Source organism: Oribacterium sp. HCP3S3_B9, assembly GCF_052064255.1.
Taxonomy (GTDB): Bacteria; Bacillota; Clostridia; order Lachnospirales; family Lachnospiraceae; genus Oribacterium.
The window spans coordinates 46,695-60,773 of the sequence record NZ_JBQHVY010000008.1 but is presented as its reverse complement, the minus strand read 5'-3'; the positions used below and the strand labels follow the sequence as shown (position 1 = coordinate 60,773).

Genomic DNA, 14,079 nt, shown 5'->3' with positions numbered 1-14,079 from the left:
AAATATATATGAACGTTGGCGTTTCAACTGATTCCGGTAGTGGTATCACACCACAGGAGAGTGCAGAGCTCGGCATCCGTGTCGTTCCGATGCCTTTCCGGATCGATGATCAGGAATATTACGAAAACATCAACCTTACAAGAGAAGAGTTCTTCGAAAAGCTGAAGAATGATCATGACATCGCGACATCGCAGCCGAGTATGGAGGATGTGATGAAGGTCTGGGACGAGCTCCTCGAGACCTGTGACCAGATCGTGCATGTGCCACTGAGCTCGGGACTGTCCGGTTCGACACAGACAGCGATGATGCTGGCGCAGGATGAGAAGTACGAGGGACGTGTATTCGTGCCGGACGATCGTGGTGTATCGGTCGTACAGCGTCAGGCTGCGATCTTTGCGACGGAGCTCGCTGCACACGGCTATGATGGACAGCAGATCTGCGACATCCTGAACCGTGATGCGGAGCAGAACCAGATCTATGTCGGTGTGGATACACTGAAGTACCTGAAGAAGGGTGGACGTATCACACCGGTGGCCGCTGCCATCGGCACACTGCTCCATATCAAACCGGTGCTCGGCATCACAAACGGCGGAAAGCTTGATTCCTATACGAAGGTGCGGACGACCCGTCAGGTGAAGGATGCGATCATCAAGGGACTGAAGAGCGAGCTGGAAGGTCGCCTCGGCGATCCGGAGATGAAGAACTGCTATGTCGCGATCGCCTATACGGATAATCCGGAGCAGGCGGCCGACTTCGCAGAGGAGCTGAAGGAAGCCTTTCCGGATCGACTGAATCCGGAGATCGCTGTTCGACCGCTGTCGCTGCTGATTTCCTGTCACATCGGCCAGGACGGACTGGGTGCAGCCGTCATCGAGCGTCCGGCTGAGCTGAATCCATAAAATAGTATGAAAATGAAAGAGGTCGGACCTTGATGGGTCCGGCCTCTTCTGCTATGATGCTCTTATGAATGTGAAACGACCGCTTCTTCTGATGGCCGTGGTGTATGTACTTGGAGTGTGCGTATCTGCCGGGGAATGTGGTTTCGTTCTGAGAGGGGCTGCGGTGATTCTGTCCGCATGCCTCGTTTTCCATGGGATAAAAAAGAAAACGCTTCGGAAGGGTGCGCTTGCACTCTTATTTGTGCTGTTCCTCGCCGGGGGTCTGCGCTATCGGATGGCAGCCCGCGCATTTCAGCGTTCGGAGGAACGGATCCGTATCTTCAGCGGGATGAAGGTGCGTCTGTGCGGAGAAGTGCAGGAATATACGGAGGCTGCGGGAAAGGCGAAGCTGCGCGTGCGAAACGCGCTGCTGTCGAGTGCGTACGGTGCGCGGGATACGCTGCCGGCTTCGGCCACCGCGGCGCTGCGGGCGCGCTATGATCAGCCGGTTGGGACGATCCTCGTCTACATGGAGACCGGGGATGCAGCGTCGCAGTCTGGAAAGTGGAGCGAGAAGGATCGTACATGTAGGGCGCAGTCACCGTCCGAAAAACAGGACAGGGATCCGACGGCAGATCGGCATCCGGAGGCGTCTCGGCCTCTGCCGGGGGAGCGGATCGAAGTGTATGGGAAGATCTCGCCGGTGGAAGCGCCGCGGAATGAGGGTGTGTTTGATTTTCGTCTGTACTATCGGACGATATCCGTGCAGGGTTCGATGTACGGGACATCCTTCCGGGTGGTCGGAGGGGAGCCGAAGCCTTTTGCAAGGGGGCTGCAGGAGCTCCGACTTCGGATGGGGGATATCCTCGATCAGCTGCTGCCGCCACAGGACGCCGGCATTTACCGTGCACTGCTGACGGGAGATAAATCGGCCATGGATGAGGATATCCGATCCCTCTATCAGGAGAATGGCATCGCCCATATTCTCGCGGTTTCCGGCCTGCATCTGTCGATTCTGGGCCTCGGTGTCTATGAGCTGCTGCGGCACTTCGGCAGAAGTAAGGCCGCATCCGGCAGCGTCGCAGCTCTTCTGATCATATCCTACGGGATTCTGACGGGCTGCTCCGGCTCGGCTCTCCGGGCAGTGCTGATGCTGCTTCTACGCTTTCTCGCTGCTGCCGTCGGACGGAGCTATGATATGCTGACGGCGATGGCCGCGGCCGCACTCTTTCTCCTGTGGAAGGAGCCGTTCATGCTTTTCGGTGCAGGCTTCCAGCTGAGCTTTCTTGCGGTACTCGCCATCGGCCTCTGTCATGTCCTCCCGGCACCGAAGCATCCGCTCCTCGAGGGCCTGTGGCTCTCCTTTTATCTGCAGCTCCTGACGCTGCCGGTGATTCTGTTTCACTATTTCCGCTTTCCGCTCTACGGGATCTTCCTGAATCTCATCGTACTTCCACTGATGGGCTGCGTGATCTACAGTGGCGTTTTCGCTGTCGGGCTCTTCGGACTGTCAGAGAAGCTCGCGACCATCGCCGTCGGTGGTGGACACTGGATACTTCGCCTGTATACGCTCCTCTGTACGCACTGCGCAGCACTTCCGTACAGCTCCCTGCTGCTCGGTCGACCGTCGATGCACAGTATCCTTCTTTACTATACAGCGCTCAGCGTTGTGACATGGGCGCTCGCGGAACGGCATGCAGCCGAACACGTCGGGCAGCAGCGTGTCCGGCGGTATCCTGTGCAAACGGAGATTCCGGTCCGGGAAAGCTCCGTATCGCAGAGCAGAAGGTCTCGATGGGTACAGCAGCTCTGCGAAAATATAAACATACTGCCGGATCCTGGGAAGCTGGCGTGTCGACTGCCACTCCCCTGCATCGTGCTGCCGTTGATTCTTTCGATGCTGTGCCTTCCGGCGAAGCAGCCGCAGGGGCTCGAGATCACGGCACTGGATGTCGGACAGGGGGATGGCTTCATCCTGCGAAATCAGGGACTGGTGATGAGTGTGGATGGTGGTTCGACGAGTGACCAGCGCCTCGGGGAAAATGTACTCGTCCCGTATCTCGAGTCACAGGGAATCGGGCACATCGATCTCGCGCTGATTACGCACTGTGATGCGGATCACTATTCTGGAATACAGTATCTTCTTGAGGAGGAGCCGAAGATGAGCATCGGAGAGCTGTTGCTGCCACGGGTGGCCATGCAGGATGCGCGTTATGATGCGCTTCGAGATGCAGCGGCTGCACGGGATGTGCGGATCCGGTACTTCGGACAGGGCGACTGTATTGACCTCGGAGAAGTGGAGATACGCGGATACTATCCGGCGGGGACGGAGAGGCTGGAGGCCGCGAACGATCACTCGATCGGGATGCTGCTGCGCGCGCCGGATTTTCAGATGCTGTTTACGGGGGATATGGACGAGGACTGTGAGCGACAGATGCTCGCGGCACTGTGGGAGGCCGATGCAGGCTACCCGAAGATCGATGTGCTGAAGGCGGGGCATCACGGCAGCCATACGAGCAGCTCGGAGGCATTCCTCGCCGCGCTCCGCCCGGACTATGCGATTCTCAGCTACGGCGTCGGAAACGATTACGGACACCCGCATGCAGAAACGCGGGAGAGGCTGCGACGCTACGACGTAAAGATGCTCGAGACCGGCGTGATGGGGGAAATCAGGATAACAGTTTCGTCAGAGGCCCTCCGAGACCTCTGATATAAACAGAAATTAAGAAACCCTGCGGTGGGTTAACCGCAGGGCTTTGTGAGTAACGTTACTTACAAATATTTATTTTCAAGAACGACTTGAAAAAGCAGAAATCCTGTACATGATTTCTGTGCGCTTCGCGCAATCAGTTCATGGAAGCGACAGCCTTTGAGATGTGAGCAACCTTTCTGGAAGCGTTGTTAGCCTTATAGATGCCCTTGCTGTGTGCCATGCAAATCTTCTTCTGAGCCATCTTCAGAGCATCCTGAGCTGCTGCCTTATCGCCAGACTCAACTGCTGCGTATACTCTCTTGATGTATGTCTTAACCTCAGAACGAATAGCCTTGTTACGCTCGTTTCTAGCCTGAGCTACAAGAATTCTCTTCTTTGCGGACTTAATGTTTGCCATTGTGAAATCTCCTTTCCTTCAAATATCGTGTGGAGATCCGTCGGATCTCGGCGCTTTCAAATACCGGACACGGACAGTTTGAAAACACGCTAAACTATCATATATAAAACCCCCGCCGGTGTCAAGCTGAAAAGCACGTTTTTTCAGTCTCTCACGCGGACTACGTGTAACAGTTCAGATCGGCAGGAGACCCGGAGGGGGCGGCAATGGAGGCACAGTACTCCGAGACCGGTTCAATCTAAGCCGAGGCCCCTTAGCTGAACTGTGACATTCTGTTGGCAAAAGATGCAGGAGTATGTTAGTATATTTCCACGGAAAATACAAGAATCCGGGAACTGTCCCGGAAATTATATTTATATAGGTAGGAACATGGCAGACATCACAAACATCGATCAGAGTAAAATCAGAAACTTTTGCATCATCGCGCATATCGATCATGGTAAATCGACGCTGGCCGACCGGATCATCGAGAAGACGGGTACGCTGACGGCGCGTGAGATGCAGTCACAGGTGCTCGACAACATGGATATCGAGCGTGAGCGTGGCATCACGATCAAGTCACAGACGACGCGTATCGTCTATAAGGCACAGGATGGTGAGGAGTATATCTTTAATCTCATCGATACCCCGGGCCACGTCGACTTCAACTATGAGGTATCCCGTTCACTGGCAGCCTGTGATGGTGCGATTCTGATCGTCGATGCGACGCAGGGCATCCAGGCGCAGACGCTGGCAAACACCTATCTGGCGCTGGATCATGATCTCGAGATCCTTCCGGTGATCAATAAGATCGATCTTCCGTCGGCCGATCCGGATCGTGTGGCGGAGGAAATAGAGGATATCATCGGCATCGAGGCACATGATGCGCCGCGTATCTCGGCGAAGACCGGTGAAAATGTGGAGGAGGTCCTGGAGGCCATCGTGAAGAAGCTGCCGGCACCGACCGGCTCGAAGGAAAAGCCGCTGCAGGCGCTGATCTTCGACTCCCTCTATGATAACTACCGTGGTGTTATCATTTTCTGTCGAATCAAGGAGGGCACGGTGAAGGTAGGTACCCGCATCCGTCTGATGGCGAGCGGTGCCGCCTTCGATGTAACCGAGGTCGGGTATTTCGGACCGGGCCGCTTCATCCCGTGTCCGGAGCTGAGTGCCGGTATGGTCGGTTACATCACAGCGTCGATCAAGGATATCCGTGATACCCGTGTCGGTGATACGGTGACCGATGATCGGAATCCGGCGGCAGAACCGCTGCCGGGCTATAAGCAGGTGCAGTCGATGGTATACTGTGGTATCTATCCGGCTGATACGATGAAGTATCCGGATCTCCGGGATGCCCTGGAAAAGCTGCAGCTGAACGATGCGGCACTTCAGTATGAGCCGGAGACCTCGCAGGCGCTCGGCTTCGGTTTCCGCTGCGGCTTCCTGGGCCTTCTGCACCTCGATGTCGTACAGGAGCGTCTGGAGAGAGAGTATGATCTCGACCTGGTGACGACGGCACCTTCGGTTGTCTACCATGTGTATAAGACCGACGGCACGATGATGGAGCTTTCGAACCCGGCGAACCTTCCGGATCCGTCTGAGATCGATCATATCGAAGAGCCAGTGGTCGATGTGGAGATCATGGTGACCCCGGAATTCATGGGTGCCATCATGCAGCTCTGCCAGGATCGTCGTGGCGTGTATAAGAGTACCGAGTACATCGAGGCGAACCGTGCGATTCTCAAGTATGAGATGCCGCTCAATGAGATCATCTATGATTTCTTCGATGCGATCAAGTCCCGTTCAAAGGGCTATGCATCCTATGATTATGAGCTCAAGGGCTACCAGACCTCGAAGATGGTGAAGCTTGATATCATGGTCAACCGTCAGGTCATCGATGCACTGAGCTTCATCGTTCATAAGGACTCGGCGTATGAGCGTGGAAAGAAGATGTGCGAGAAGCTGAAGAATGAGATTCCGCGTCAGCTTTTTGAAATTCCGCTGCAGGCGTCGATCGGTGGACAGATCGTCGCTCGTGAGAACATCCGCGCGATGCGAAAGGATGTCCTCGCGAAGTGCTATGGCGGTGATATCTCCCGTAAGAAGAAGCTGCTCGAGAAGCAGAAGGAAGGTAAGCGCCGGATGCGTCAGTTCGGTAATGTCGAGATCCCGCAGAGTGCGTTTATGTCGGTACTGAAGCTCGATTCAGAATAAAATGTGATGGCGCAGGCCGTGGCCCCGGAGGGCCAGCAGCAGAAACACAGTACGCCGAGCTCGGAAGGCTCTAAAATCCCATCCATAAGAAGTACTAAGCCCTCTGCAATCACTGAGTTTTCTTTATGAAAACTCAGCGTTGCAGAGGGGGCTAAGGAAAAATGCTCTAAGTACTTCTAATGGATGGGATTTTGACTCTTCACGACCTCTTTGTATGGTTTCTGCTGTCGGCCCTCCGGGGCCGCAGCCTGTGTTATAACAGACATGAGTATTTTGTGTGCTTTTTGATTTGCATTCATTTTTTTCGAGGACTATACTAACTCTAATCATGACGAGATGTCATAGCGAAAGGAGATACAGACAATGGCGAAGAAAGACCTTGACTGGGGAAATATCGGTTTCAGCTATCGTGTAACCGATAAGAGATATGTATCAAACTGGAAGGATGGAAACTGGGATGAGGGTGCCCTGATCTCGGATCCGAACGTGACCTTAAATGAGTCAGCCGGCATGCTTCAGTACTGCCAGCAGGTATTCGAGGGTATGAAGGCATATACCTGGGAGGATGGCTCGGTCGTATGCTTCCGTCCAGACCTCAATGCGGACAGAATGTATACGTCGGCACAGCGTATCGAGATGCCGCCGTTCCCGAAGGATCGTTTCCTCGATGCCATCGATCAGGTCGTAAAGGGAAACCTCGACTGGGTACCGCCATATGGCTCCGGTGCATCCCTTTACCTTCGTCCATATGAGTTCGCAACCGGTGTTGTCATCGGTGTAAAGCCGGCGGATGAGTATCAGTTCAGAGTATTTGCAACTCCGGTAGGACCATACTACAAGGGTGGCGCAACGCCGATCGCTATCCAGGTTTCGGATTTCGACCGTGCAGCACCTCATGGAACCGGTGCGGTAAAGGCTGGCCTCAACTATGCGATGAGCTTACACTCTTCTGTGCTTGCGCATAAGGCAGGCTTTGCGGAGAACCTCTACCTCGATGCAGCGACCAGAACCTATGTTGAGGAGACCGGTGGGTCCAATGCAATCTTCGTCGATGCAGATGGCAAGCTGGTTGTTCCGAAGTCACCGTCGATCCTTCCGTCCATCACCAGACGTTCGATCGTGTACATCGCAGAGCATTATCTCCACCTGACGGTCGATGAGCGTCCAGTGAAGTTCGAGGAGATCAAGGGCTTCAAGGAGTGCGGTCTCTGCGGTACTGCAGCGGTTATTTCTCCGGTTGGTAAGATCGTAAACCACGAGGAGGTCATCGACCTTCCATCCGGTATGGAGAAGGCCGGCGAAGTCATCGGCGAGCTCTACGCAACCATCACCGGTATCCAGAGCGGCAAGATCGAAGCTCCGGAGGGCTGGATCCGTCACATCTGCTGATCGCGGACACCACTGAAATAATTAACTGGAAGTCAGTAAAAAGGAAACCGGAGGACTGTCTCCGGAAACCTTTAAGCTGAGGACGTGAAAAAACAGAATCGGACCTTTTAGAGGCAGTTAGACATTTTTCCTAAGCACCCTCTGCAACGCGGAGTTCCCATCAAGGGAACTCCGTCGATTGCAGAGGGCTTACTGCCTCTTAAAGGTCCGATTCTAGTTTTTTCCGCCGCAGGCGACCAGATTTTCGGAGACCGCCCTCCGGTTTTTTAGTCCAGCAGGAAATCACTTAAGATGAAATTCGAGACGTCCATACCGCGCTCGGAAAAACGGTAGCGGTAGCCTTCGTGGATCAGAAGGCCTTCGTCGGTGTAGCGTTGCAGCTGCTCGCCGAAGACGGAATGAATATCGACCTGGAAGCGGGTCTTGAACTCGACCTCGGAGATACCAGCGGTGCGGCGAAGCCCGAGAAACATAAACTCCTCCATCTGATCCTGCACGCTCTGTGTTTCATGCTCCGCGTGCAGTGTCGGGCAGCCCTGCCGAAGTTCTGAAGCCATGTCGAGTGCGAGGTACTGCGGAAAGCTTCGGAGATTGCTCCAGCGTTCGCCCTGGAAGCAGGAGGCAGCACCGAGACCGAAGCCGAGGTAAGGGATACCGGACCAGTAACCGTAGTTATGCCGGCATTCGTAGCCCGGCTTTGCATAGTTCGAGACCTCGTAGCGCTGGTAGCCGTAGCGCTCCGTCATCTCGCGGGTCAGCGCGTCGATGGCGGCCTGCGTATCCTCTGAAGGAAGTGCCAGCGTACCGGCCTCCTGCATTGCCCGAAACGGCGTCCCGTCCTCGACGATGAGGTTATAGATCGAGACATGCTCAGGCTTCAGCATGAGCACATGGCGGAGCGTCTCGCGCCAGGACTTCTCGGTCTGCCCCGGGATCTCGTCGATGAGGTCGATGTTGATGTTTCGGAAGCCCTCCATCCGCGCACTCTGGTAGCACTTCAGGAAGTCCTCGAAGAGGTGGAGACGGCCGAGGGTGCGGAGCTCGTCGTTGTCGGCGGACTGGAGACCGATGGACAGACGGTTGATGCCGGCGTCGCGGTAGGCCGCAAATTTATACGCGATGGTCGAGGCCGGGTTACACTCGATGGTGATTTCGGCGCTCGGACGGACGGTATAGAAGCGGCGGATGTAATACATGATGCGTGAGATGTACTTTGGATCCAGCAGTGACGGGGTGCCGCCACCGATGAAGATGGTCGAGATCTCGTAGTTCGTCGCCAGTGCGGCGCTTTCCCGAATCTCTGCACAGAGCTGATCGATGTAGGGTCCGTGTTCCGTTTCTTTCATCGGAAAGGAGAGGAAATCGCAGTAATTGCACTTTCGTGCGCAGAATGGGATGTGGATGTACAGCTCGAGCTGCTGATGGTCGTTTGAATCGATAATCTTGTTGTCCAGCATGGTTTTCTCCTGAAAAATCTAAAGAATAATGTAACATAAGCGCCGGATTTCTGCAATTCACGTTCATGCGCATAACAGCCATACAAAAAAGACATGCGCGCGCATGTCCTATTCTCCTTGCAATCTTTCCTTTGAAGGGGTATGATCATACACATATTTTTTGTTGGGAGAACGCGGCCTTTTTGCACGCTTTCATGCGTTGCCTCGAAAAAGAACGGCGGACTTCCTGTATTAAAGAGAGGTAAGAAAGATGACAGTAGCACAGATCGGAATGATGGTAGCCATGGTCCTGTACCTGGTCGGCATGCTCTTCATCGGATTCAAGGTATCCGATAAGAATGCGACGGCGGGGGACTTTTTCCTGGGCGGTCGTTCCCTGGGCCCCTTTGTGACGGCGATGTCGGCAGAGGCGTCGGATATGTCCTCCTGGCTGCTCATGGGCCTTCCGGGCCTCGCGTATCTCAGCGGCATCTCGGATCCGGGCTGGACCGCCATCGGTCTCGCACTCGGTACCTATATCAACTGGCTCGTCGTTGCGAAGCGTATCCGTATCTATACCGAGGTCAATGACTCCATCACGATTCCGGAGTTCTTCTCAAACCGTTATAATGACCGGAAGAAGATCCTGACCCTGATTGCGGCGGTGGTGATCGTTATTTTCTTTATCCCGTATACGGCGTCCGGCTTTGCTGCCTGCGGTAAGCTCTTCGGCAGTCTCTTCGGTGCAGACTATCATGTGGCGATGATCGCGAGTGCCTTCGTCATCGTCGGCTACACTTCCCTCGGCGGATTCCTCGCAGCGTCAACTACGGACTTCATCCAGAGCATCGTCATGTCGCTCGCACTTCTGATCGTCCTCGTCTTCGGTGTGCACAGAGCGGGTGGTTTCGCGGCCGTTCTCCAGAACGCATCTGGACTCAGTGGCTACCTCGATATGCTGCTGGTGTATGATCCGACGAGCGGGACCTCCAGCCCATACAGTCTCATCACCATCGTTTCGACGCTGGCATGGGGCCTCGGCTACTTCGGTATGCCGCATATCCTGCTTCGCTTCATGGCGATCGGTGATGATAAGAAGCTGAAGCTCTCGAGACGGATCGCGTCCGTATGGGTGGTGATCTCGATGAGCGTGGCGATCTTCATCGGTATCGTCGGCCTCGGTATGACGGCGGCTGGCGCGATCCCGAGCCTCGGCGGCAACCAGTCGGAGACCATCATCGTCGAGATCGCGAAGCTGCTTGCAACCCATGGCGTCCTGCCGGCACTGATCGCTGGTGTCGTCCTGTCCGGTATTCTGGCATCGACCATGTCGACCGCGGATTCACAGCTGCTTGCAGCGTCGAGCTCCATCGCAAACGATATTCTGACTGATGTACTGCACATTCATCTCGATGAGAAGCAGCTTCTGTACGTGGCGCGTGTCTGCCTCCTGATGATCGCCGGCCTTTCCATCGGTATCGCATGGAATCCGGACAGCTCGGTTTTCCAGATCGTATCCTTCGCATGGGCGGGCTTCGGTGCTTCCTTCGGACCGGTCGTTCTCCTCGCACTTTTCTGGAGACGCTCTAACAAGTATGGTGCGACCGCCGGTATGATCGCGGGTGGGTTCATGGTCTTCTTCTGGAAGTACAGCATCCGTCCGCTGGGTGGTCTCTGGAACATCTATGAGCTGCTTCCGGCCTTCCTTGTGGCGATTCTCGTGAACATCCTCGTGAGCCTCGCGACGCCGGCACCGAATGCGGAGGTGACCGCGGACTATGATGAGGTTCAGAAGCGCATTCGGAACCACTGATTCAGCATTCCATAAATTGAGACTGGGCCAATGCTTCTGTCGTGCTATAATGGTGGCACGCGAGGCATTGGCCTTGTTTTGTATTCGGAAAATGAAACGGGACAGGATGATGTGACGTCGGAGGCATTGGCCTCCATACAGGGAGAGAAAAGGAACGATGGCGTACGGGAAGAAAGAGTCGAAAACGGAATATCTGGCACTGAATGAGGATCTGAAGGCGCTTCGCTTTCGGCCCTGCTACCTGCTCTACGGTTCGGAGGAGTACCTGAAGCTTTCTTATAAGAAGCAGTTCCGTGCGGCCTTCGGCGGCGAGGAGGGGATGGCCTATACGTTTTATGATGGTGCACCGGATGTGCAGGAGCTGATCGATCTTCTGAATACGATTCCGTTTACCTTCGGAGAGAACACGGGGCGGCTCGTGATCATCAGCGGCAGTGAATGGTTCAAGAAGCCGGCACCGGAGAAGCTGCTGCACTATCTCGAGGATAGCGCGCACTATCCGGATACGGCACATCTCATGTTCATCGAGGGTGAGATCGATAAGCGCAGTAAGCTCTATAAGCTCGTGCAGAAGAACGGCTTCGCCTGTGAGCTCGGGGAGCAGGACCGCGCACAGCTCGGTCGCTGGGCGGCGCGGTATCTTACGATGGCGGGGAAGAAGATCCGGAATTCGACGATGGAGCTTTTCCTCGATAAGACCGGCACCAGCATGGATAACATCGCTTCAGAGATGGAGAAGCTGATCGCCTATACTGGTGTGCGGGACGTCATCGAGGACAGTGATGTCGAGGCGATCTGCTCGCAGAATGTCGAGGATCGTGTGTTTGACATGGTGTCTGAGATGGGACTCGGGCATACGAAGAAGGCGCTTCAGTACTACCGGGATCTGCTGACGTTGCAGGAGGCACCGATGCGTCTTTTGCATCTCATGCGCCGGAACTTCAATCAGCTGCTGCTCGCACGTGAGGCGATGGACAGGGATATGAGCGCCCAGGAAGCGGCGGCGTATGTCGGTGTGAGTCCGTGGATCTACCGGAAGCTCACGGATCAGGCGCGGCAGTACTCACGCCATGGTATCGAGGACTATATCCGACGCTTCTATGAATATGATGAAGCCATCAAGAGTGGGAATCTGACGGACCAGATGGCCGTCGAGCTGTTGCTCACCACGTAAGACCGACAGAAAAACGTAAGTTGACGGTTTTTCAGATCTGTATTATGGTTCTTATAGTAATCGTGCACAAAGTGGGAGATTTCTGTGGAAAAAACACAGTTTCTACCTGAAAAGTGCACCCGACTCCCTTATTTTCAGGAGGAAAAGGATGAAAAAGAATCATGTGTGGAGGACGCTTCTGACCCTCTGCCTCGCCACCTGCTTTGCGATACCTGCATGGGCGGAAGCGCAGGTCGGTCCGGCATGGGTGGATGGCGTTTCCATCAGTGAGCTGAGTCAGTCGACTTATTACACAGGCACGATGAACCCGCAGGATACAACGACGACAGATGGTGCAGAAAGGCCGGTTCTGGTGACCGCGCGAAGCGGACGCAAGGGAAAAAGTACCACCACGCCGGCTGCGGAGAGCACGACCGTGACGACAGGGACAGCGTCATCTGCAGAGAGCCCGGCGCCGGTTGCGAATGCTTCTTCAGGAAGCGCGATCGCGACGACGGCAGCAGCGGGCAGCGCGACGGATCCGTCCACAGCACTGCAGGAGAAACTGGCGGCAGAGCAGGCGGAGGCAGCGGACCTGGCGGCACAGATCGCACAGGAGGAAGCAGCGGGGAGCGTCGGTACGCGTACAGGCGAAACACCGATCGGGGCCGTCGTGACCGAGGAGTCCACGAAGTATACGAAGGGCAGCTCCCTCGGCATCTTCCAGATCACCGGCTACTACGGAAATGGAAAAACCAATTCCGGCACCTGGCCGAAGGCAGATCATACGATCGCGGCGGATACGACCATCCTGCCGATGGGGACGAAGGTTTTCATTCATCATACGGTGTATACGGTTGAGGATATCGGCAGTGCCGTGAAGGGAAATCTGATTGATATCTACTACAACAGCTACGAAGAAGCCTTCGGTGTGACCGCCCTCGGACACCGTTTCGCAGAGGTTTTCGTGGCCGTTCCGAAGAGCTGAAGCGGGACATCGATCTCCTCGCGGATGCACGAAACAGGCGCTGAGATTCGTCCCGATACAGCTGCCGGAGCAAGACGAAACAGGGGGTGTTTTCATCCGTTTATTTCGGTCTTGAAGAGGACGCGGGAAGCGAAAAAACAGTAAAATAAAGACTTGAAAAAAGTGAAAAATCACACGCAAATGCGTGATTTTTCACTTTTTTAATTCTTACGATCTTATAAACTTTTTATAATCACACACTCGACTCTCCGATGAAATAATGCGCAGTCATACGCGTATAAGCGTATGACTGATAGATGAGGGGCTTGACAATTTTTTGGATTTGTCCGTATACTTTCGTGCGTTGAGCTCGCTCCGATCCGGAGCTCTTCGTTCATGCCGGTTCATGTGAGAAAAAACGGAAAGAGAAGTTAGAGACACCGGCGCATACACAGGAGGTTATTTTGAGTTTAAATCTACAGAAGCAGAGAGGTATGATCGGGAAGATGACGATGCTCATCGTACTGATGATTCTTACGATGGCGATGTCCATGCGTACGTATGCAGATGAGAGCGCAAGCTCCGGCGTTTATGCATCTCAGAGCCTGGGCAATGTACTTTTCTTCAATACCAGCACCAACCCACACTTCACCACCGTACAGGAAACGTATGCTGCACAGGCAGTAGAAGAAGCGAAGCAGAAGCAGCAGGCGACACCGTTGTCGGGACAGACGGTGTCGATCGATGGCCGGCAGGCGACGCCGCTGGGGCGCTTCAAGCTGACAGGCTATTGCCCGTGCGCCAGATGCTCCGAGGGCTATGGTACACGTACCGCGACCGGCGCACGTGCGACCGCCGGCAGGACGGTTGCAGTCGACCCACGCGTGATTCCATATGGCACGCATCTTCTGATCAACGGCCATGAGTACGTCGCAGAGGACTGTGGCGGTGGAGTGCGTGGGGCACACATCGATGTGTTTTATAACACCCATGCGGAGGCGCGAAACATACTTGCGTATGCCGACGTATACGTCCTTCCGTAAGCGCCCTCGATTCGACGGAATTTAAAAAACAGAATATCGTGAAGAAGGGGAGCTGGCCATAGCGGTCGGCTCCCTTTCTTCACGATTTTTTCACAAA

General features: G+C 54.8%; 10 protein-coding genes. 8 read left to right on the top strand and 2 right to left on the bottom strand.

The window, feature by feature from the left end:
- Positions 1-8 precede the first annotated feature (8 nt).
- On the top strand, positions 9-899 hold the full coding sequence (locus tag ACTNC3_RS05940) for a DegV family protein (protein WP_441226794.1): 891 nt from the start codon (positions 9-11) through the stop codon (positions 897-899).
- 64 nt (positions 900-963) lie between these two features.
- A complete protein-coding gene (locus ACTNC3_RS05935; protein ID WP_441226793.1) occupies positions 964-3,588 on the top strand; it encodes a ComEC/Rec2 family competence protein in 2,625 nt (874 codons plus the stop codon).
- 136 nt (positions 3,589-3,724) lie between these two features.
- On the opposite strand, the gene rpsT is transcribed toward ACTNC3_RS05935, so the two are convergent.
- Complete coding sequence (gene rpsT / locus ACTNC3_RS05930; protein WP_410042919.1) at positions 3,725-3,988, bottom strand: 30S ribosomal protein S20; 264 nt, start codon at positions 3,986-3,988, stop codon at positions 3,725-3,727.
- 369 nt (positions 3,989-4,357) lie between these two features.
- Between rpsT and lepA the strand changes: the two genes are divergently transcribed.
- Entirely contained in the window at positions 4,358-6,181 is a 1,824-nt protein-coding gene (lepA, locus tag ACTNC3_RS05925) for a translation elongation factor 4 (RefSeq protein ID WP_441226792.1), read from the top strand.
- Positions 6,182-6,544: 363 nt separating this feature from the next.
- Positions 6,545-7,570, top strand: coding sequence for a branched-chain amino acid aminotransferase (locus tag ACTNC3_RS05920; protein ID WP_441226791.1), 1,026 nt, complete (start codon positions 6,545-6,547; stop codon positions 7,568-7,570).
- Positions 7,571-7,836: 266 nt separating this feature from the next.
- Here ACTNC3_RS05920 and hemW read toward each other — a convergent pair whose 3' ends face one another.
- A complete protein-coding gene (gene hemW, locus ACTNC3_RS05915; protein ID WP_441226790.1) occupies positions 7,837-9,027 on the bottom strand; it encodes a radical SAM family heme chaperone HemW in 1,191 nt (396 codons plus the stop codon).
- 250 nt (positions 9,028-9,277) lie between these two features.
- Here hemW and ACTNC3_RS05910 point away from each other — a divergent pair, with 250 nt between their 5' ends.
- The 4 genes from ACTNC3_RS05910 (at position 9,278) to ACTNC3_RS05895 (ending at position 13,982) form a co-directional block, all read left to right on the top strand.
- Positions 9,278-10,819: a sodium/proline symporter gene (locus tag ACTNC3_RS05910; RefSeq protein ID WP_410042923.1), complete on the top strand. Its 1,542-nt coding sequence runs from the start codon at positions 9,278-9,280 to the stop codon at positions 10,817-10,819.
- 157 nt (positions 10,820-10,976) lie between these two features.
- The gene (gene holA / locus ACTNC3_RS05905) at positions 10,977-11,993 is read left to right on the top strand and encodes a DNA polymerase III subunit delta (protein ID WP_410042924.1); all 1,017 of its coding nucleotides are present in this window, start codon (positions 10,977-10,979) and stop codon (positions 11,991-11,993) included.
- A 148-nt stretch (positions 11,994-12,141) separates the two neighbouring features.
- The gene (locus ACTNC3_RS05900; protein ID WP_441226789.1) at positions 12,142-12,960 is read left to right on the top strand and encodes a 3D domain-containing protein; all 819 of its coding nucleotides are present in this window, start codon (positions 12,142-12,144) and stop codon (positions 12,958-12,960) included.
- Positions 12,961-13,403: 443 nt separating this feature from the next.
- Complete coding sequence (locus ACTNC3_RS05895) at positions 13,404-13,982, top strand: 3D domain-containing protein (RefSeq protein ID WP_441226788.1); 579 nt, start codon at positions 13,404-13,406, stop codon at positions 13,980-13,982.
- Positions 13,983-14,079 lie beyond the last annotated feature (97 nt).